The sequence below is a fragment of the Enterobacter cloacae complex sp. IR53041 genome (assembly GCF_049238285.1).
Taxonomy (GTDB): Bacteria; Pseudomonadota; Gammaproteobacteria; order Enterobacterales; family Enterobacteriaceae; genus Enterobacter; species Enterobacter roggenkampii.
In genome coordinates, this window is record NZ_JBMKHB010000007.1 from 27,228 (window position 1) to 46,895 (window position 19,668).

Annotated in this window: 16 protein-coding genes; 4 read left to right on the forward strand and 12 right to left on the reverse strand. The window is 59.7% G+C overall.

Features of this window, described 5'->3' with window-relative positions:
- Window positions 1–35: 35 nt before the first annotated feature.
- The 4 genes from ACOTXF_RS07095 to betI form a co-directional block, all read right to left on the reverse strand.
- Window positions 36–599, reverse strand: a complete 564-nt coding sequence (locus tag ACOTXF_RS07095; protein WP_047746143.1) for a fasciclin domain-containing protein — start codon at window positions 597–599, stop codon at window positions 36–38.
- A 143-nt stretch (window positions 600–742) separates the two neighbouring features.
- Window positions 743–2,407 carry a choline dehydrogenase gene (gene betA, locus ACOTXF_RS07100; protein ID WP_023293075.1) on the reverse strand — a complete coding sequence of 555 codons (1,665 nt, stop codon included), beginning with the start codon at window positions 2,405–2,407 and terminating at the stop codon, window positions 743–745.
- Between the two features lie 13 nt (window positions 2,408–2,420).
- Complete coding sequence (betB, locus tag ACOTXF_RS07105) at window positions 2,421–3,893, reverse strand: betaine-aldehyde dehydrogenase (protein WP_045416534.1); 1,473 nt, start codon at window positions 3,891–3,893, stop codon at window positions 2,421–2,423.
- A gap of 13 nt (window positions 3,894–3,906) precedes the next feature.
- The gene (betI, locus tag ACOTXF_RS07110) at window positions 3,907–4,494 is read right to left on the reverse strand and encodes a transcriptional regulator BetI (RefSeq protein ID WP_045416531.1); all 588 of its coding nucleotides are present in this window, start codon (window positions 4,492–4,494) and stop codon (window positions 3,907–3,909) included.
- 128 nt (window positions 4,495–4,622) lie between these two features.
- On the opposite strand from betI, the gene betT reads away from it, so the two are divergent.
- On the forward strand, window positions 4,623–6,656 hold the full coding sequence (betT, locus tag ACOTXF_RS07115) for a choline BCCT transporter BetT (protein WP_024906970.1): 2,034 nt from the start codon (window positions 4,623–4,625) through the stop codon (window positions 6,654–6,656).
- A 157-nt stretch (window positions 6,657–6,813) separates the two neighbouring features.
- Here the strand turns inward: betT and ACOTXF_RS07120 are convergent, their stop codons facing one another.
- The 5 genes from ACOTXF_RS07120 to ACOTXF_RS07140 form a co-directional block, all read right to left on the reverse strand.
- Window positions 6,814–7,323: an Hcp family type VI secretion system effector gene (locus ACOTXF_RS07120; RefSeq protein ID WP_045416529.1), complete on the reverse strand. Its 510-nt coding sequence runs from the start codon at window positions 7,321–7,323 to the stop codon at window positions 6,814–6,816.
- The gene (locus ACOTXF_RS07125) at window positions 7,323–7,679 is read right to left on the reverse strand and encodes a putative T6SS immunity periplasmic lipoprotein (protein WP_023334840.1); all 357 of its coding nucleotides are present in this window, start codon (window positions 7,677–7,679) and stop codon (window positions 7,323–7,325) included. Before ACOTXF_RS07125 ends, ACOTXF_RS07120 begins: the two co-directional genes overlap by 1 nt.
- A complete protein-coding gene (locus ACOTXF_RS07130) occupies window positions 7,676–8,236 on the reverse strand; it encodes a hypothetical protein (protein ID WP_047746145.1) in 561 nt (186 codons plus the stop codon). Before ACOTXF_RS07130 ends, ACOTXF_RS07125 begins: the two co-directional genes overlap by 4 nt.
- A 153-nt stretch (window positions 8,237–8,389) precedes the next feature.
- The gene (entD, locus tag ACOTXF_RS07135) at window positions 8,390–9,031 is read right to left on the reverse strand and encodes an enterobactin synthase subunit EntD (RefSeq protein ID WP_023293069.1); all 642 of its coding nucleotides are present in this window, start codon (window positions 9,029–9,031) and stop codon (window positions 8,390–8,392) included.
- An 85-nt stretch (window positions 9,032–9,116) separates the two neighbouring features.
- The gene (locus ACOTXF_RS07140) at window positions 9,117–11,366 is read right to left on the reverse strand and encodes a TonB-dependent siderophore receptor (protein ID WP_045416521.1); all 2,250 of its coding nucleotides are present in this window, start codon (window positions 11,364–11,366) and stop codon (window positions 9,117–9,119) included.
- Between the two features lie 144 nt (window positions 11,367–11,510).
- Between ACOTXF_RS07140 and fes the strand changes: the two genes are divergently transcribed.
- The 3 genes from fes to entF are packed head-to-tail and all read left to right on the forward strand — an operon-like array spanning window position 11,511 to window position 16,787.
- Window positions 11,511–12,710 (forward strand): enterochelin esterase, encoded by a 1,200-nt coding sequence (gene fes, locus ACOTXF_RS07145; RefSeq protein ID WP_047746147.1) that lies wholly within the window; start codon window positions 11,511–11,513, stop codon window positions 12,708–12,710.
- 10 nt (window positions 12,711–12,720) lie between these two features.
- Window positions 12,721–12,933, forward strand: coding sequence for an MbtH family protein (locus tag ACOTXF_RS07150; RefSeq protein WP_021242619.1), 213 nt, complete (start codon window positions 12,721–12,723; stop codon window positions 12,931–12,933).
- Window positions 12,930–16,787: an enterobactin non-ribosomal peptide synthetase EntF gene (gene entF, locus ACOTXF_RS07155; protein ID WP_232926767.1), complete on the forward strand. Its 3,858-nt coding sequence runs from the start codon at window positions 12,930–12,932 to the stop codon at window positions 16,785–16,787. Before ACOTXF_RS07150 ends, entF begins: the two co-directional genes overlap by 4 nt.
- 87 nt (window positions 16,788–16,874) lie before the next feature.
- Here the strand turns inward: entF and fepC are convergent, their stop codons facing one another.
- The 3 genes from fepC to fepD are packed head-to-tail and all read right to left on the reverse strand — an operon-like array spanning window position 16,875 to window position 19,659.
- Window positions 16,875–17,669 carry an iron-enterobactin ABC transporter ATP-binding protein gene (gene fepC, locus ACOTXF_RS07160; RefSeq protein WP_047745862.1) on the reverse strand — a complete coding sequence of 265 codons (795 nt, stop codon included), beginning with the start codon at window positions 17,667–17,669 and terminating at the stop codon, window positions 16,875–16,877.
- The gene (gene fepG, locus ACOTXF_RS07165; RefSeq protein ID WP_045416511.1) at window positions 17,666–18,658 is read right to left on the reverse strand and encodes an iron-enterobactin ABC transporter permease; all 993 of its coding nucleotides are present in this window, start codon (window positions 18,656–18,658) and stop codon (window positions 17,666–17,668) included. The genes fepC and fepG overlap by 4 nt, the downstream gene beginning before the upstream one ends.
- A complete protein-coding gene (gene fepD, locus ACOTXF_RS07170; RefSeq protein ID WP_232926763.1) occupies window positions 18,655–19,659 on the reverse strand; it encodes a Fe(3+)-siderophore ABC transporter permease in 1,005 nt (334 codons plus the stop codon). Before fepD ends, fepG begins: the two co-directional genes overlap by 4 nt.
- Between the last annotated feature and the right edge of the window lie 9 nt (window positions 19,660–19,668).

Sequence of the window (19,668 nt, forward strand, 5' to 3'; positions counted from 1 at the left end):
CGGAAGGCAACGTCACACTTCCGAAGTATAGACAACTACTTAGGCATCAGGACGGTATCAATCACATCGATCACGCCATTTTTCTGATGGACGTCGTAGGTGCTGATGTTCGCCACGTTACCTTTACCATCCTTAAGCTGAATATTGTGCGGGCCGTTGCTCATGATCCACAGCGGTTGACCGTTAACGGTCTTCAGCTCCGCGTGGCCGCCGCCCTGTTTAATTTTCTGCTCCAGCGCTTTCATATCGTAATTACCGGCGACCACGTGATAGGTGAGGATGCTGGTGAGCGTGGCTTTGTTTTCGGGTTTGACCAGGTTCTCGACCGTGCCGGCAGGCAATTTCGCAAACGCCGCATTGGTTGGGGCAAACACGGTGAAGGGCCCTTTGCTCTGGAGCGTATCCACCAGCCCGGCCGCTTTGACGGCGGCCACCAGCGTAGTGTGATCTTTCGAGTTCACGGCGTTTTCAACGATATTTTTGCTCGGGAACATCGCCGCTCCGCCCACCATCACGGTGTCTGACGTCATGGCTGCTGATGCGACTGCACAGAAGAGTATCGCGCTGGATACGAATGCAACACTGAGTAGCTTTTTCATCATTTATCCTCGGATTAAGGAGCAAAGGCGTTGCTCACATACTCATATACGAGGGGCGGGGGGAAACTGGATGCAGGGAAATGAAAATAAATTTGTGGCGGGGAAGTGAATCCCCTCTCCCCGGTGGGGAGAGGGCAAATGACTTAGCGTCTCACCGGTGCCCCGTTCGCCACATAATACGCCGCCGTGCTCTTCGCCAGCGGCTCGCGACCGCGAATGGCGTCGGCAATCTTCTCGCCAATCATAATGGTGGTGGCGTTCAGGTTGCCGGTGATGATCTGCGGCATAATCGACGCATCCACCACGCGCAGCCCTTCCAGCCCGTGAACGCGGCCTTCACCGTCGACCACCGCCATCTCGTCATAGCCCATCTTGCAGGTGCCGCACGGATGGAAGGCGGTTTCGGCGTGGTTACGCACGAACTCGTCCAGCTGCTCGTCGGTCTGGCAGTCAATGCCCGGACTGATTTCACGGCCGCGGTACTTGTCCAGCGCGGGCTGGTGCATGATCTCGCGGGTGATGCGGATCGCGTCGCGAAACTCCTGCCAGTCCTGCTCGTGGGACATATAGTTGAACAGAATCGCCGGATGCTGGTGCGGATCGCGCGACTGGATGCGCACGTGTCCACGGCTCGGGGAACGCATGGAGCCGACGTGGCACTGGAAGCCATGTTCTTTCACCGCGTTCGAGCCGTTGTAGTTAATTGCCACCGGCAGGAAGTGGTACTGAATGTTTGGCCACTCAAACTCTTCACGGCTGCGGATAAACCCGCCCGCTTCGAAGTGGTTGCTCGCACCTATGCCGGTGCCGCCAAACAGCCACTCCGCGCCAATCTTCGGCTGGTTCCACCACTGCAGGGCAGGGTAGAGGGAGACCGGCTCTTTACATTCGTACTGGAGGTACATCTCCAGGTGATCCTGCAGGTTTTCCCCCACGCCGGGTAAATCATGTACCAGCGGGATATCGAACTGCTTCAGCAGGTCAGCGTTGCCCACGCCGGAGCGCTGGAGGATCTGCGGGGAGGCAATCGCCCCAGCGCTCAGCAGCACTTCTTTTTTTGCCGTCGCTTTGGATGGGATGGTGCTTTCACCCTCCAGCCACTCGACGCCCACCGCGCGCTTGCCCTCAAAGAGGATGCGATCGGTCATGGCGTGGGTGCGGATGGTCAGGTTCGGACGCGGTTTCGCCTGATCCAGATAGCCGCGCGCGGTGCTGGCGCGTCGGCCCTGCGGGGTGACCGTGCGGTCCATCGGGCCGAAGCCCTCCTGCTGATAGCCGTTGAGATCGTCGGTGCGCGGATAGCCCGCCTGCACGCCCGCCTCCACCATCGCCTCGAACAGCGGGTTCACGCCCGGTTTCGAGGTGGTAACGCTCACCGGACCGTCGCCGCCGTGGTAGTCGTTCGGCCCCACGTCGCGCGTCTCCGCCTTGCGGTAGTAGGGCAGGCAGTTGAGGTAGCTCCAGTGCTCCAGGCCCGGCTCTTTCGCCCAGTGGTCGAGGTCCATCGCGTTACCGCGGATGTAGCACATGCCGTTGATCAATGACGAGCCGCCCAGCCCTTTGCCGCGTCCGCACTCCATGCGGCGGTTGTTCATGAAGGGTTCTGGCTCGGTTTCGTACGCCCAGTTGTAGCGCTTGCCCTGCAGCGGGAACGCCAGCGCGGCGGGCATCTGGGTGCGGAAGTCAAAGCGGTAGTCCGGTCCGCCCGCCTCAAGCAGCAGGACGGTGGTGTTCGGATCTTCAGTCAGTCGTGTAGCCAGCACGTTGCCGGCAGAGCCGGCCCCGATAATGATGTAGTCAAATTGCAAATAAACCTCCCGGTTAAAATATGGACTGGAATTTACCCATCTCAACCTGGATGGACTTCACCTGGGTGTAGCTCTGCAGCGTCATCACGCCGTTCTCGCGGCCAATGCCGGAGTGCTTGTAGCCGCCGACCGGCATCTCTGCGGCGGATTCACCCCAGGTGTTGATCCAGCAGATGCCCGCTTCGAGCTGATGAATGGCGCCGTGGGCGCGGTTCAGGTCGGTCGTGACGATGCCTGCCGCCAGCCCGTAGTCGGTGTCGTTGGCGCGGCGAATCGCTTCCTCAATGGACTCATAGGTGAGGATGGACATCACCGGGCCGAAGATCTCTTCGCGCACGATGGTCATCTCGTCGGTGCAGTCGGTGAACACGGTTGGGGCCACCCACGCGCCGTTATCGAAGCCTTCGCCCTTCAGCACGTCGCCGCCGCACAGCACGCGCGCGCCTTCCTCTTTGCCTTTGGCGATGTAGCGCATCACGCTGTCGCGGTGCGGGAAGCTGACCATCGGGCCAAAGTTGGTAGCTTCATCGAACAGATCGCCCGCGCGGATGCGGCCCACGCGTTCAGTGATTTTCTGCTCATACGCGGCTTTGAACTTAGCCGGAACAAACACGCGGGTGCCGTTGGTGCAGACCTGGCCGGAGCTGAAGAAGTTGGCCATCATGGCGATGTCCGCCGCGAGATCCAGATCCGCATCGTCAAAAATAATGAGCGGGGATTTGCCGCCCAGCTCCATCGTCACCTCTTTCAGGGACGAGGCCGCCGAGTTGGCCATCACCTTTTTGCCGCTGGCGACGCCGCCGGTAAAGGAGACTTTGGCGATGCCCGGATGCTCGGTCAGGTACTGGCCGGTCTCCGCGCCCACGCCCGGCAGGACGTTAAACACGCCGTCCGGCAGGCCCGCTTCGGTGTAGATCTCGGCAAGCTTCAGGGCGGTAAGCGGCGTCACTTCGCTCGGCTTGAAGATCATCGCGTTGCCCGCCGCCAGCGCCGGGGCCGATTTCCACAGGGCGATCTGGATCGGGTAGTTCCACGCGCCGATGCCCGCCACCACGCCCAGCGGTTCGCGGCGGGTATAGACGAATGAGGTCTCACGCAAGGGGATCTGGCTGCCTTCCAGCGCCGGGATCAGCCCCGCGTAGTACTCCAGCACGTCCGCGCCGGTGACGATGTCGACGGTGGAAGTTTCGGAATACGCTTTACCGGTGTCGAGGGTTTCCAGCTTTGCCAGCTCGTCGTTGCGCTCGCGCAGGATGTCGACGGCGCGACGCAGAACGCGGGAGCGCTCCATGGCGGTCATCGCCGCCCAGATTTTTTGCCCGCGTTTTGCGCTTTCCACGGCGCGGTCGACGTCTTCACGCCCGGCGGCCTGTACGGTCGCCAGAACGTCACCGTTGGCCGGGTTGATGGTCTCGAAGGTGCGACCGCTGGTGGCCGATGTATAACCACCATTGATATAAAGCTGCTGTTCTGCCATTCGGGACATAAATTCTCCTCGGTTAGTCGGTCGGTAAATGCTGGCTGATAAAGTGGCTGGTGAGCGACTGCGCCAGGGTCTTATCCAGCGGCTTGCCGCTCAGCGCGGCGCGCAGCCACAGCCCGTCGATCAGCGCCGCCAGCCCATAGCCCGCCTCCTGGGCCTGCTCGCGCGGAAGCTCGCGGCGGAACTCGTACACCAGGTTCGACAGCAGGCGGCGGCTGCTCACCTGCTGCAGGCGGTAGAGCATGGGCTGATGCATGCTGCTTGCCCAGAAGGCCAGCCAGGCCTTCATCGCCGCGCTGCTCACCTGGGTTTCATCAAAGTTACCGCCGACAATCGCCTGCAGACGCTGCTCCGCGCTGCCGTTCGGCAGGGCGTACAGGCGGCTTAATACCGCATCGCGCAGCTGGCCGGTGATGTCGCGCATGGTCGCTTCCAGCAGGCCGTTTTTGTCTTTGAAATAATGACTGATGATCCCCGTGGAAACGCCCGCCCGACGGGCGATCTGCGCGATCGTCGCGTCATGCATTCCCACTTCATTTATTGCTTCCAGCGTGGCGTCGATAAGCTGCCTGCGCCGGATCGGCTGCATCCCCACTTTGGGCATTATTGCCACTCCATTCATCAGCGTTGGTTAACCATTAAAGCGTTTTTTGATTGGACGTTCAATATAAAATGTGTCTTAATTGTTGCGGATTTGGATTTTAATAGTTACAAAAAAAGTGAGGATACTGGATGACAGACCTTTCACAGGACAGAGAAAAAGACAAAATCAACCCGGTCGTTTTTTATACGTCCGCCGGGCTGATTTTGTTGTTTTCCCTGACAACGATCTTCTTTCGCGATTTTTCTGCCGAGTGGATTGGGCGCACCCTGAACTGGGTGTCAAAGACCTTCGGCTGGTACTACCTGCTGGCGGCGACGCTCTATATCGTCTTTGTGGTCTGCATTGCCTGCTCGCGCTTCGGCTCCGTGAAGCTCGGTCCCGAGCAGTCCAAGCCCGAGTTCAGCCTGCTGAGTTGGGCCGCAATGCTGTTTGCCGCGGGCATCGGCATCGACCTGATGTTCTTCTCCGTGGCGGAACCGGTCACGCAGTATATGCAGCCGCCGGAAGGGGCAGGGCAGACGATGGAGGCTGCGCGCCAGGCGATGGTCTGGACGCTGTTCCACTACGGCCTGACCGGCTGGTCAATGTACGCCCTGATGGGCATGGCGCTGGGATACTTTAGCTATCGTTATAATTTGCCCCTCACCATTCGCTCCGCGCTGTACCCGATTTTCGGTAAAAAGATTAACGGCCCGATTGGTCACAGCGTGGATATCGCGGCGGTGATCGGCACCATCTTCGGTATTGCGACCACGCTCGGGATTGGCGTGGTGCAGCTCAACTACGGGCTGAGCGTGCTGTTTGATATTCCGGATTCGATGGCGGCGAAAGCGGCGCTAATTGCGCTCTCCGTCATTATTGCCACCATTTCGGTGACGTCGGGCGTCGATAAAGGCATCCGCGTGCTCTCCGAGCTGAACGTGGCGCTGGCGCTGGGCCTGATCCTGTTCGTGCTGTTTATGGGTGACACCTCGTTCCTGCTCAATGCCTTAGTGCTGAACGTGGGCGACTACGTGAACCGCTTTATGGGCATGACGCTGAACAGCTTCGCCTTCGACCGCCCGGTGGAGTGGATGAACAACTGGACGCTGTTCTTCTGGGCGTGGTGGGTCGCGTGGTCGCCGTTTGTCGGCCTGTTCCTGGCGCGTATTTCACGTGGCCGCACCATCCGTCAGTTTGTGATGGGCACGCTGATTATCCCGTTCACCTTTACCCTGCTGTGGCTGTCGGTGTTCGGCAACAGCGCGCTCCATGAGATCATCCACGGCAACGCAACCTTTGCACAGGAAGCGATGGCGCACCCGGAGCGCGGCTTCTACAGCCTGCTGGCGCAGTACCCGGCGTTCACCTTTAGCGCCTCCGTGGCGACCATTACCGGCCTGCTGTTTTACGTCACCTCAGCGGATTCCGGCGCGCTGGTGCTGGGCAACTTCACCTCGAAGCTCAAAGACATCAACAGCGATGCGCCGAACTGGCTGCGCATCTTCTGGTCCGTCGCCATCGGCCTGCTGACGCTCGGCATGCTGATGACCAACGGCATCTCGGCGTTGCAGAACACCACGGTGATCATGGGGCTGCCGTTCAGCTTCGTTATCTTCTTCGTGATGGCCGGGCTGTATAAATCGCTCAAGGTGGAAGATTACCGCCGCGTCAGCGCCAGCCGCGACACCGCACCGCGTCCGATGGGGGCCCAGGACAGGCTGAGCTGGAAGAAACGCCTGTCGCGCCTGATGAACTACCCGGGCACGCGCTACACCAAACAGATGATGGAGACGGTCTGCTTCCCGGCAATGGAAGAGGTGGCGCAGGAGCTGAAGCTGCGCGGCGCCTACGTGGAGCTGAAAAACCTGCCGCCGGAGGAGGGCGAGACCCTGGGGCACCTGGACCTGCTGGTGCACATGGGCGACGAGCAGAATTTTGTCTACCAGATCTGGCCACAGCAGTACTCGGTCCCCGGCTTTACCTACCGGGCGCGCAGCGGGAAGTCGACCTACTACCGGCTTGAGACCTTCCTGCTGGAAGGAAGTCAGGGCAATGATTTGATGGACTACAGCAAGGAGCAGGTGATTACGGATATTCTGGACCAGTATGAACGGCATCTGAACTTTATCCACCTGCACAGGGAAGCGCCGGGGAATAGCGTGATGTTCCCGGATGTTTGATCCTTGAAGTGAAGAACGTAAAAAGGCATCGCCGCTGCCTTCATGCCGGGTGGCGGCGATGCCTTACCCGGCCTACAAAACCGGTTTACCATAGGCCTGATAAGCGAAGCGCCATCAGGCGTTAAATGTACTTTGGGACTGAAAGGCAATATTTACTTTATTTATATTCACCATTCTGTTTTTCTTTCTGCGCAGGTTTCATCCATGCATCATCATAAATAATATTGCTTTTAACATAGTTCCATTGAATGCCACGAAATCGCAGGCCTACTACTTCATGCATGTTAGGGGCAGAGCTGCCTGGATAGTATACATGCGTAAAATCTAAAGATGAGATTACCACGCTATCAAGCGTGATGGTGTAGATCTCTCTTTCTGCTCCCGCTTCAATAATTTCATAATATTTAATAATGGCTTTTTGCAGGCGTCTTCCTTCGCAAGCGACAACGGCAAGGTAAGGACTTACCTTATCTAATTGCTTATGCAGCGTAACCGGGCCATGCTGTCGTGTTCCGGTCATATTTCCGGTATGACTATCGACGGCTTGTTTTACACCATAGCTGCTGTTCATGATTTCGATAGCACCTTCTCGACCTGGCATCATACATTCGCCCTGTACGAGCATTCCGTTCTCGTCGTAGAGAAATAGGTAAGCGGGTAGTGACATTATCGTTCTCCTAAATTTATTAGCTTGCCATTTTTATCGATATCGAACTGATGTACATATTCTTTGCCATTTAAGCCGTAGTGAATTACGTAAGTATGTTCATTCTCCCATTTAATATTCATACAAGTATCAGGATAGGAAGCGTTTAAATCACCGTATCCGGATCCCGTCACTATGCTTATCTGATGGGCTTTGCTTGAATAAATTGTATAATATTTCAAAATGTCATTTTTATTTATGCTGAAACAAATATGATTGCCGTTAATAAAAGTTAGTCGTGTTTTGGGGGCTCGTTTACCACCGGGACAGCCGGTAATTGAAATACATATAGCAATAATAACCAGCAGTTTTTTCATCCGGGTAATCCTTTTAAAACTGTTTTATATTTATTCAGGAGATAATAGAGTGTTTCTTTAAGATGCAGATCGCGATATTGTAATAAACTTTGATTTTTATCCAGACCAAAGTATTTCAATAACCAGTAATCGCTTACAATTGATGCTTGTTGTTCTAACCCATAATGCAATAAATCTACTTTATCTAAACTATAAGTATAGTCAGCAATACCTGAAAATAATCCTCTGGTCCTGACAAACATCCCTTTTTGTGTTTGCCAGACGTGCATCATCTCATGCATAAATCTATGCTTCTTAACTAAGTCGTCCTCTAATGAGAAATCAGGTGAATAAGTTTCTTCTCTAAACCACATTTCACCATTGGGACTCATCGCTATATCGACAGGCTGGAGATTAAAAGGAAGATAACTTTCCCTGTGCACCCACACTAGATGATAATGGATACTGTAACCGTAAAGCGTCTTCGCGAGGGCTATCTCACCGATGGTGAGTTGTCGGATACCGCCTGGGTTAATCGGGGTTCCTGAGGTGGGAATAATGCGTTCATTTACCGGCATTATAAATCCATTGTAATAATATGGTTATTGAGTTTTTATCCTACTCCTGTCGAAATGGAAAAGAAGATTGATATATTCCTAAAAAACGATTTTTGCGTTGTGAGAAATAAATCAAATATGGACTGAAAGAAGATTTTCGAAACCTGATGAGCGTTACAGCAAAGTGATCGCGTGGTAGCCATGAAGCAGCCAGTGAAGTGTAAATAGAGTTCCTACTTTAAACTCAGCCTGTGGGTAGGTCAGCGCCAGCGTGAGTGTTTTCTCATTGAGTCTTGTTATGCGGGCACAGTCAAAACCCATGTAAATCTTCACCCGTGGGTAGAGCGCCTTAAACAGACTCTCTTTGGCGCTAAAAGCTAGCGTCAACGCCAGCGCAAAGGGGTAGCCCGAGCGCGTCAGGCACATCGCTTCCTGTGCATTAATGATGCCGTCCTGGATTTCTCGGGCTTCACGGTCAGGAAGAATGGCTTCGCAATCAATACCCACAAGCGCGTCTGGATAACGGACGGCAACCGCCATCGCCTGCGTGCCGCTGTGGGTGATGCTTCCTGAAACGCCTTCCGGCCAGAGCGGTTCACCGCTGGGGCCGATGCCGGGCACGGTGTGGTCAGGTAAGGCATGCGCGGCGGCGATGCGGCCTGCCAGATGCTCGGCTTTGCGTTTGCGCCCGGCGTTTGCAAGCTCAGCGTGGTGGGGGAGCCAGAGGAGATCGGCGTCGGTGAAGGTGGTTGGGTCGAAGGTGACGTGGTGTACGGTATGGCCGGCGAGAATGAACGTGCGGTGGGTGGTGTGCATGGTTTCCCCTCTATCAATAAATAGTGCGGCCTGATGCCCTCACCCAGCCCTCTCCCACAGGGAGAGGGCGGCGTTGTTGCCTTTATCAGAATCGCGTATTCACGCTCATATACCACGTGCGGCCTGGCTCATTATAGGTATAAGCCCCCGCGCCGTACATATACGCGCCGGTGGTGGCGTTCCCGGTCGTCTGGGCATTACCCGCACGCCACTGGCGCTTGTCGAAGACGTTATCCACGCCGCCGGTCAGGCTGACGTTTTTGGTCATGTCCCAGGTCGCGCTCAGGCCAACGATGCTGTACGGGCTGACCTCGTCTTTTTCAGACCCGGTCACAGGCTGACCTTTGTAGTTGTACTTCTTCGGCTGCTGCTTGCCGTACCAGGTAAAGGTCGACTGGAGCGACACGTCCTGATGAACCTGCCAGCTCAGGGTCGAGTTCAGCGTGTACTCCGGAATGATCGACAGACGGTCGCCGGTCTCCTTGTTCTTGCTCTGCAGCATGTAGGTGATGTTGTTGGTCCAGTTAATGGTGTCGCTGACCGGCACGTTCAGGGAGCCTTCCAGCCCTTCAACCACCGCTTTCGGTACGTTTTCCCACTGGTAGATATCCGTCTGCACTTTACCAGATGAGGTGTGGCCGATCGGCGCGTAGCCCGCTTCGATCTTGTTGCGGTAGTCGTTGCGGAACCAGGTCACGCCCGCCAGCCAGCCGTCGCGCTTCCACTCCAGACCAATCTCTTTGTTGATGCTGGTTTCGGCCTTAAGATCGTCGTTACCCATCATGTAGCAGCCTACGCCGTCGGAGCTGGCGTAGCAGCCCTGACCTTTGCTGTAGAGCAGGTAGTTCGGGTTGGTCTGATACAGGCTTGGCGCCTTATAGGCGCGGGCGATGCCCATCTTCAGCGTGAAGTCATCCCCCAGACCCTGCGACAGGTTCAGGGACGGGCTCCAGTTGTTGCCGACGATGGTGTGGTGGTCGAAGCGCAGGGCAGGGGTCAGCATGGTGCTGTCGGTCAGCTCCATGTTGTTCTCAGCGAACAGGGAGAAGATTTCCGCTGAGGTGTACGGGCTGCGATCGTTACTCATGCCCGGAATGGTGCCGCCCTGCAGGGTTTGCGTGAAGGAGGTGGAATCTTTCATGCGCTGCTGGTTCCACTCGGTACCCAGCGTCAGGTTCTGATTAACGAGGAAATCAATCGGCAGGTTGATTTCGCTGTGCAGCATCACGTCGGCCAGATCGGTGTCGGTGAATTTATTGATGTTGAACAAGCCTTCCGTACCGCCCGCCAGCCCTTCACCCAGACGGGAGTTGCGGGTGTGCTCGTACTGCGCCCAGTTGCTGGTGGTAATGCCGTTATCCCAGCCGCCGTTCCAGGTCACCGCGAAGTTCTGGCGATAGATACGGTTGGTCTCTTTGCCGTAGTTCTTTTTCACCAGGCCGCTGGAGCTGTTGTCGTTGTTGGTGTTCTGGGTATCACCGGCGTAGAGGTTGTTCTGACGGCTGTAGCCCGCCTCAAATTCCAGAGACTGCATCGGCGCAAAGTCCCAGCGCACCACGCCGTTAATGTCTTTATTTTCTACACCCTCGCGGCCCGCGGGCAGCGTGTCGGCGTAGGCACCGGTACGGTCAGACTGGTGACCCTGGTTGATGTCCCACGCGTCGGCCTGGGTTTTGTCCAGATTGCCGAACATGCGGAAGCTGAAGTCGCCGCCCAGCGGGCCGCTCAGGCTGAAGTTGGTGCGTTTGGTGGAACCTTCATCCTTGTGCTCAGGCGCATTCAGGTAGGTGTTCCAGGAGCCGTGCCACTGGTCGTCGAATTTTTTGGTGATGATGTTCACCACGCCCCCTGCCGCGCCGTTGCCGTAGCGCGCGGCGGCCGGACCGCGGATCACTTCGATGCGCTCGATCATCTCCGGCGGCACCCAGCCGGTATCGCCGCGGGTGTCGCGCTCGCCGCGCCAGCCCAGACGGATGGAGTTACGGCTGGTCACCGGCTTGCCGTCGATCAGGATCAGGGTGTTTTCTGGCCCCATGCCGCGGATATCAATCTGACGGTTATTCCCGCGCTGGCCGCTGGTGGAGTTACCGGTCAGGTTAACGCCTGGCATGGTGCGGATGATTTCCGCCACGTCGCGCGCGGGCGGGTTTTTCCGGATCTCATCGGCGGTGATGGTCGATACCCCCGGCGCCTGCAGATTCTGCTCGGCGGCGGTGATCACCATCGTGTCTTCGTGCTGCGCAGAGGCGGTGTTGTCGTCTGCCAGAGCAGGCAGCGCGACGCCATAAATCCCTAAATTGACCAGCAAGGCCAGAGAGTGAATCTTCTTATTCATTGTACGTCCTGCTTTTGTGGTTGTTTTATGAGCGCTTCCCACAGCGCGGGCACTACGCTATTGCAAATGCAAATAGTTATCAATAATATTATCAATAAAATTTGCTCTGAAACAAAAAAGACTGTTAAACATGAGGTTATAAGGGTGACGGCGTTAACAACGGGAAGTGAAGCGTGGTGGCAGTCGAAAAACGGGCCTGAATGGACGCCGGAAAAGGGAAACTATCGCGTCACGTTCTGGTGGCGTGACCCGGCAGGAACGCAAAGAACGTCACCGATCAAACGCGTCTGGCTCTACGTCACCGGCGTGACCGATCACCACCAAAATGCCCGCCCGCAGTCCCTCGAACGCATTCCCGATACCGACGTCTGGCAGTGGCAGGGCGAGTTCAGCCCCGAGTGGCGCGGAAGCTACTGTTTTATCCCTTCCGTGAATGAAAACGATTTTGCCAGCGTTGTGTTTGAAGGCGAGCAGCCGGAACGCATGGCGCTGCGTGAAGGCTGGCGCAAGCTGCTGCCGCACGCGGTTTCTGACCCGCTGAACCCGCAAAGCTGGCGCGGCGGGCGCGGCCATGCCGTCTCGGCGCTGGAAATGCCGGAAGCACCGGTTCAGCCGGGGTGGAATCATCCCGATACGCCGTATCAGCCACCAGTCTGCATTGAGTGGGAAAGCGCGCGCCTGAAAAATCGCCGTCGCGTCTGGATTTTCGCCACCGGTGGAGAAGACCTGGAACGCCCGCTGGCGGTGCTGCTCGACGGGCAGTTCTGGGCCGAAAGTATGCCGGTCTGGCCTGCGCTGGCGTCGCTCACCCGTGAAGGCAAATTACCGCCTGCGGTCTACGTCTTAATCGATGTTATTGATATGGCGCATCGCAACCGCGAGCTGCCGTGCAATCCCGATTTCTGGCTGGCGGTGCAGGAAGAACTTCTCCCCCTTGTTAAAAAACGCGCGCCGTTCAGCGACCGCGCCGACCGTACGGTGGTCGCAGGGCAAAGCTTTGGCGGTCTATCATCCCTTTATGCCGCACTGCACTGGCCGCAGCGTTTTGGCTGCGTGCTTAGCCAGTCCGGCTCCTACTGGTGGCCACACCGCGGCGGTCAGCAGGACGGGCTGTTAATCGAGCAACTTAAAACCGGCGAAATATCCCCTCGCGGGTTACGCATCCTTCTTGAGGCCGGGCGCAACGAGCCGCTCATCTTCCGCGCGAATCAGGCGATTTATGCCGAACTGCACACACACCAACCGGTTATCTGGCGTCAGGTTGACGGCGGACACGATGCGCTTTGCTGGCGCGGTGGGCTGACGCAGGGGCTTATCACCCTCTGGCAGCCGCTTATTCACTAACGGAGTCTGTATGGAATTCAGCAATCCTTTCGATAATCCGCAGGGACAGTTCGCCATTTTGCAAAACGACCAGGGGCAGTACAGCCTGTGGCCACAGCAGTGCGAACTGCCGGCAGGGTGGGGCGTGGTGTGCGAAGCACAGTCTCAGGAGGCGTGCCAGCAGTGGCTGGCGGAACGCTGGCAGACGCTTGAGCCGTCTTATTTCGCGGGGGAGAACGCATGAACCGTCTTCCTCTCGTCGCCGCCCAGCCGGGGATCTGGATGGCGGAACAGCTGTCCACGCTGCCAAACGCCTGGAGCGTGGCGCACTACACCGAGCTGAAAGGCGATATCGATGCGCCGCTGCTGGCAAAAGCCATTGCCGCGGGCATGATGCAGGCCGATACCCTGCGCATGCGCTTTGCGGAAGACAACGGTGAGGCGTGGCAGTGGGTGGATGACACCTTCATTCTGCCGGAACCGTCCATCGTTCGCGTTGATTCCCACGCCGCCGCCGTGGCGCTGATGGAGGCCGATCTCAGTCAGGATCTGCGCGTGGACAGCGGTCAGCCGCTCGCTTTCCATCAGCTGATTCAGGTCGGTGAAAAACACTGGTACTGGTATCAACGCTATCACCATCTGGTGGTGGATGGCTTCAGCTTCCCGGCCATAACCCGCCAGATCGCCGCGATTTATGCCGCGTGGAAAAAGGGCGAACCCACGCCGGAATCCCCGTTTACGCCATTTGCAGAGGTGGTGGACGAGTATCAGCGCTATCGCGACAGCGAGGCGTACCGGCGCGACGGCGCCTTCTGGGCCGGGCAGCGCAAAGAGCTGCCTTCTCCGGTCTCGCTCTCCTCCGCGCCGCTGCCGGGCCGCGCCGCCACGACCGACATTCTGCGTCTGAAAATTACCGCCGACGGCCGCGCCTTCAGCCAGCTTGCACAGGCGGCAGGGCAGGTACAGCGCACCGACCTGGCGCTTGCGCTGGTGGCGCTGTGGCTGGGGCGCCTCACCGGACGGCTGGACTACGCCGCCGGGTTTATCTTTATGCGAAGGATGGGGTCCGCGGCGCTCACCGCGACCGGGCCGGTGCTTAACGTCCTGCCGCTGGCGGTCAATATCGATCCCCTGGAGAGCCTTCCTTCGCTGGCGCTGCGCCTGGCGAACCAGCTGAAAAAAATGCGCCGCCATCAGCGCTACGACGCCGAGCAGATCGTGCGCGACAGCGGACGTGCCGCAGGCGATGAAGCCCTGTTTGGTCCGGTGCTGAACGTTAAAGTGTTCGACTACCAGCTGGATATCGACGGCGTGGAGGCCATTACCCACACGCTGGCGACCGGCCCGGTGAACGATCTTGAGCTGGCGCTGTTCCCGGACGAGCAGGGCGGGCTGAGCATGGAGATCCTCGCTAATAAGCAGCGCTACGACGAGGCGACGCTGACGCGTCACGTGGCGCGCCTGAACGCGATGCTGGTGCAGTTTGCGGCCAATCCTGACCTGCGCTGCGGCGAGGTGGAAACCGTTTCAGAGCAGGAATACGCAAAGCTCACGCGCATCAACGATACCGGGCTGGCGCTGCCGTCCACCACGCTCGCGGATCTGGTGGCGGAACAGGCGAGCAGAACGCCGGACGCCCCCGCGCTGGCGGATGCCCATACTGAACTGAACTACCGCCAGATGCGCGAGCAGGTGGTCGCGCTGGCAAACCTGCTGCGCGCGCGCGGCGTGAAGCCGGGCGACAGCGTGGCAGTGGCCCTGCCGCGCTCGGTATTCCTGACGTTAGCCTTGCACGGCATTGTGGAGGCGGGCGCCGCGTGGCTGCCGCTTGACACCGGCTACCCGGACGATCGCCTGCGGATGATGCTCGAGGACGCGAAGCCGTCCCTGCTCATTACCACCGACGAACAGCTTCCGCGCTTTAGCGATCTGCCCGTTGAGACGTTTAGTTACAACACACTTTTACCGGCCACCGATGCTGAGCCGCTGCGTCTGGCAAAGCCGGAGCAGACGGCGTACATCATCTTTACCTCCGGCTCGACAGGGCGTCCAAAAGGGGTCATGGTCGGCCATACCGCCATCGTTAACCGCCTGAAGTGGATGCAGGACCATTATCCGCTGGGCGCGAACGATGTGGTGGCGCAGAAAACGCCGTGCAGCTTTGACGTGTCGGTGTGGGAGTTCTGGTGGCCGTTTATCGCCGGGGCGAAGCTGGTGATGGCGGAGCCGGACGCGCACCGCGATCCGCAGGCGATGCAGAGCTTCTTCGCGCACTACGGCGTGACCACTACCCACTTCGTGCCGTCGATGCTGGCGGCGTTTGTTGCCTCGCTGACGCCGGAAAACGTCGACTGCTGCAAAACGCTTAAGCAGGTGTTCTGCAGCGGCGAAGCGCTGCCGACCGCGCTGTGCCGCGAGTGGGAACAGCTGACGCACGTGCCGCTGCATAACCTCTATGGCCCGACGGAAGCGGCGGTGGACGTCAGCTGGTATCCGGCGTTTGGGCCCGAGCTGGCGGCGGTGGAAGGTAACAGCGTGCCGATCGGTTTCCCGGTGTGGAACACGGGGCTGCGCATTCTGGATGCGATGATGCGCCCGGTACCGTTCGGCGTGGCGGGGGATCTCTACCTCACCGGCATTCAGCTGGCGCAGGGGTATCTGGGACGCCCCGATCTCACCGCCAGCCGCTTTATCGCCGACCCGTTCGCGCCGGGCGAGCGGATGTACCGCACCGGGGACGTTGCCCGCTGGCTGGATAACGGCGCGGTGGAATATCTGGGCCGCAGCGATGACCAGCTCAAAATCCGCGGCCAGCGCATCGAGCTGGGTGAAATCGACCGGGCGATGCTGTCGCTGCCGGACGTGGCCCAGGCCGTGGCGCACGCCTGCGTGTTCAACCAGGCGGCGGCAACGGGCGGCGATGCGCGCCAGCTGGTGGGGTACGTGGTTTCTGAATCCGGCTTACCGCTGGACCGCGACGCGCTGCTGGAATCGCTCAAAACCCAGCTGCCGCCGCATATGGTGCCGGTGGTGCTGCTGCAAATCAGCGCGCTGCCGCTCAGCGCGAACGGCAAGCTTGACCGCAAGGCGCTGCCGCTGCCGGAGCTGACGAGTAAATCCTCCAGCCGTGCGCCGGAGACTGAAACCGAAGTCGCCGTCGCGCAGGCGTTTTCCGCGCTGCTGGGCTGTGAGATCAGCGACATTGAGGCGGATTTCTTTGCCCTCGGCGGCCACTCGCTGCTGGCGATGCGCCTCGCGGCGCAGCTCAGCCGCGCGTTCAACCGCAAGGTCACGCCGGGGCAAATTATGGTCGCCTCGACGGTGAGCAAGCTTAGCGCGCTGCTGGACTCGCAACTGAGCGACGAGCAGGCGCAGCGTCTGGGGTATGAAACCCTTCTGCCGCTGCGTGAGGGCGACGGCCCGACGCTGTTCTGCTTCCATCCGGCGTCCGGCTTTGCCTGGCAGTTTAGCGTCCTGGCGCGCTATCTCAGCCCGCGCAGGTCAATCGTCGGCATTCAGTCGCCGCGCCCGGACGGCCCGATGCAGCAGTGCTCGGATCTCGATGGGGTCATCGATCATCACCTGAAAACGTTGCGTAAGCAGCAGCCGCAGGGGCCGTATTACCTGTTCGGCTATTCCCTCGGCGGCACGCTGGCGCAGGGCATTGCGGCCCGCCTGCGCGAGCAGGGTGAAGCGGTGGCGTTCCTCGGCCTGCTGGATACCTGGCCGCCGGAAACCCAGAACTGGGCGGAAAAAGAGGCCAACGGCCTCGACCCGGCGGTGCTGGCGGAGATCGAGCGCGAGCGGCAGGCGTTTATCGCCGCCCAGCAGGGACAGGGCTCCAGCGAGCTGTTTAACGCTATCGAAGGCAACTACGCCGATGCGGTGCGGCTGCTCACCACGGCGCACAGTTCACGCTTTGATGGTAAAGCGACGCTGTTCGTTGCCGAACGCACGCGCATGATGGAGCCGCAGGCCGCCTGGGCACCGTGGGTGGCGGAGCTTGAGGTGTACAGCCAGGACTGCGCCCACGTGGATATCATTTCACCGCAGGCGTTTGAGAAAATTGGGCCAGTGTTGAGGGAGATTTTGGGGTAACGTCAAAAGCGCCGGGTGGCGGCTACGCCTTACCCGGCCTACGGGAGCCGAGTGTAGGCCGGGTAAGGCGTAGCCGCCACCCGGCAATTACCGCCGACCTAACGGCACCACCAGCGGCGTTCCCGCCACCGGATCGTCAATAATCATGCAGCGCATACCGTAGATCCGCGCGATCAGCTCCGGCGTGACAATCTCTTTCGGCGTACCCTGCGCCACAATCTCCCCGTCGCGCAAGGCAATCAGGTGCGTGGCGTAACGGCACGCCTGGTTTAAATCGTGCAGCACCGCCGCCAGAGTATAGCCCTGCGTGCGGTTCAGCTCGCTCAGCAACTCCAGCAGATCAATCTGGTGGCTGATGTCCAGCCAGGTTGTCGGCTCGTCCAGCAGCATGATCGACGTTTCCTGCGCCAGCACCATCGCAATCCACGCCCGCTGACGCTGGCCGCCGGAAAGGGTGTCCACGCTCTGCTGGGCGAGATCGGTGATGCCCGTCGCCCGCATCGCGCGGTTCACCGCCTCGTCATCCTCTTTACGCCAGCGGGTAAACAGCGGCTGGTGCGGGTAGCGCCCGCGCGAGACCAGCTCCTGCACCGTGATGTCCCCCGGCGTGGTGGCGTTTTGCGCCAGCAGCCCGATGCGCCTGGCCACCTCTTTGCTGGCGAAGCGCTGGATCTGCTCCCCGTCCAGGAAGACACTCCCCTCCACCGGCGTCATCAGGCGGCTCAGCATGCGCAGCAGGGTCGATTTGCCGCAGCCGTTCGGGCCGATAATCGCCGTGAAGTGGCCGTCCGGAATGGCAACGGTTAAGTCTCGGGCAATGATTTTTTTGCCGTAGCCGAGGGTGAGGTTTTCGCCGCGCAAGCGGGTGGTTGTGTCTGTCATTTCTTGCGTGACTCCTGAACGAGCAAGACGATAAGGTAAATCCCGCCGAGGCTGACGGTCACTACGCCCACCGGCAGTTGATAAGGCATAAACAGCCGCTGGGCGCAGAGATCGGCGGCCAGCAGTAACAGCGCGCCGCACAGCGCCGCCTGAGTTAATCCCCAGCGCGCCGTCCCGCTTAGACGTCGTGCGATATGCGGCGCGACAAGGGCGATAAACGAGATCGGCCCGGCGATGGCGGTAGACGCTGCGGTCAGTAAGACCGCCACCAGCATCAGCATCAGGCGCGAGCGTTCGACGCTCACGCCCAGCGCGCAGGCGCTGTCGTCGCCCATCTCCAGCAGCCGCATGCGTCGCACCAGCAGCAGCGCGCCGATAAACATCAGCACAATCAGCGGCGCGGTGGGCCAGGTTTTGCCCCACGTCAGGCCGTTGAGAGAACCTGCGTACCACAGCCCGGCGGAAAGCGCCGTTTCCAGCGAGGCCTGCAGCAGCAGCCAGGTATTGAAGGCCATCAGCATCGCACGGATGCCGATACCGATAATGATCAGCCGGAAGGTGTCGATGCCGTTGCGCCAGGCCAACAGCCAGATAACCAGCGACGTCAGAATGCCGCCCGCCATCGCCGTGAAGGTAATGGCCGTCAGGTGCTGGCCGAACAGCACCATCGCCACCAGCACGCCGCTCCAGGCCCCGGTATTGAGGCCCATCACGTCCGGGCTGCCGAGCGGGTTGCGCATCAGCGACTGGAATATCGCGCCGCTGACGCCGAGCGCCGCGCCGACCAGGATTGCCATCGCCACGCGCGGCAGCCGCCATTCGGTGACCACCATGGTGATGTTACGCGGCGCGCTGCCGGTGAGAGCGTGAAATACCTGCGCGAAATCAAGCGTTACGGCACCGCTTTGCAGGCTCCAGACCGCCAGCAGCAGACTGGCGACGACCAGCAGGGAGACGCTGGTGACTAAACGACGGGACGGGGCCCTCATGCGCCACCTCCGCGTTTACGGCGCACCAGGAAAATCAGCACCGGCGCGCCGATAAAGGCGCTGACCACCGAGACGCGCAGTTCACCCGGCACCAGCAGGCGGCCCAGCACGTCGGCAAACAGCAGCAGGGCAGGCGTCGCCAGCAGCGTGACCGGCAGCGACCAGCGGTGATCCGCCCCTACCAGCCAGCGCGCCATGTGCGGCATCATCAGGCCGATAAAGGCGATCGGCCCGACCACGGCGGTCGCGCTGCCGCACAGCACGGTGATGGCCAGCAGGCCAATCAGCTGCGTGCGCGCGACGCGGTTGCCGAGCGCGGTGGCGGTGTCGCTGCCGAGGCTCAGGCTGTTCAGCGCCCGGCTTAACGACAGCGCTACGGCGGCGGCAATCATCACCGGGATCGCCACCACTTTCAGCGTTTCAAGAGTGCGGATATCCAGCGAGCCGGCCTGCCAGAAGCGCAGCTGGTCGTAGACGTCCGGGTTGAGCAGGGCGATGCCGTTAGATAAGCCTTCCAGCACCGCGGCAAGCGCCACGCCCGCCAGCGTCAGGCGTACCGGACTCAGCTGACCGCCGCTCTGGCTGCCGGTAAACGCCACTAGCAGCGAGGCGGCCAGCGCGCCGCAGAAAGCCATTACCAGCTGCTCAGACGGAGAGGTGAAGCCGAACAGCGCCGCGCCCAGCACGATGGCAAAGCTCGCGCCGGAGTTCACGCCGAGAATGCCGGGGTCCGCCAGCGGGTTACGGGTGAGGGTTTGCATCAGGGCACCGGCAAGGCCGAGCGCGCCGCCGGCCAGCAGTCCGGCAAAGGTGCGGGGCAGGCGGGCGTCGAGCACGATAGTGCAGTCAGCGCTTTGGCAGGTGCCAGTAAGCGCATCAACGATGACGGACGCGGGAAGCGGCTTCGCGCCGACCAGCAGGCTGAGTGCAATCGCCAGGATCAACAGCAGCAATAAAACGGGCACGGCAACGGCGCGCACCGAAGATGAGGAAAACGACATAGCAACATC

Bases quoted from the DNA above. Each gene is read 5' to 3' on its own strand.
- ACOTXF_RS07095 (WP_047746143.1), bottom strand. From the start codon at position 599: ATGAAAAAGCTACTCAGTGTTGCATTCGTATCCAGCGCGATACTCTTC.
- betB (WP_045416534.1), bottom strand. From the start codon at position 3,893: ATGTCCCGAATGGCAGAACAGCAGCTTTATATCAATGGTGGTTATACA.
- betI (WP_045416531.1), bottom strand. From the start codon at position 4,494: ATGCCCAAAGTGGGGATGCAGCCGATCCGGCGCAGGCAGCTTATCGAC.
- betT (WP_024906970.1), top strand. From the start codon at position 4,623: ATGACAGACCTTTCACAGGACAGAGAAAAAGACAAAATCAACCCGGTC.
- ACOTXF_RS07120 (WP_045416529.1), bottom strand. From the start codon at position 7,323: ATGTCACTACCCGCTTACCTATTTCTCTACGACGAGAACGGAATGCTC.
- ACOTXF_RS07125 (WP_023334840.1), bottom strand. From the start codon at position 7,679: ATGAAAAAACTGCTGGTTATTATTGCTATATGTATTTCAATTACCGGC.
- ACOTXF_RS07130 (WP_047746145.1), bottom strand. From the start codon at position 8,236: ATGCCGGTAAATGAACGCATTATTCCCACCTCAGGAACCCCGATTAAC.
- entD (WP_023293069.1), bottom strand. From the start codon at position 9,031: ATGCACACCACCCACCGCACGTTCATTCTCGCCGGCCATACCGTACAC.
- ACOTXF_RS07140 (WP_045416521.1), bottom strand. From the start codon at position 11,366: ATGAATAAGAAGATTCACTCTCTGGCCTTGCTGGTCAATTTAGGGATT.
- ACOTXF_RS07150 (WP_021242619.1), top strand. From the start codon at position 12,721: ATGGAATTCAGCAATCCTTTCGATAATCCGCAGGGACAGTTCGCCATT.
- entF (WP_232926767.1), top strand. From the start codon at position 12,930: ATGAACCGTCTTCCTCTCGTCGCCGCCCAGCCGGGGATCTGGATGGCG.
- fepC (WP_047745862.1), bottom strand. From the start codon at position 17,669: ATGACAGACACAACCACCCGCTTGCGCGGCGAAAACCTCACCCTCGGC.
- fepG (WP_045416511.1), bottom strand. From the start codon at position 18,658: ATGAGGGCCCCGTCCCGTCGTTTAGTCACCAGCGTCTCCCTGCTGGTC.
- fepD (WP_232926763.1), bottom strand. From the start codon at position 19,659: ATGTCGTTTTCCTCATCTTCGGTGCGCGCCGTTGCCGTGCCCGTTTTA.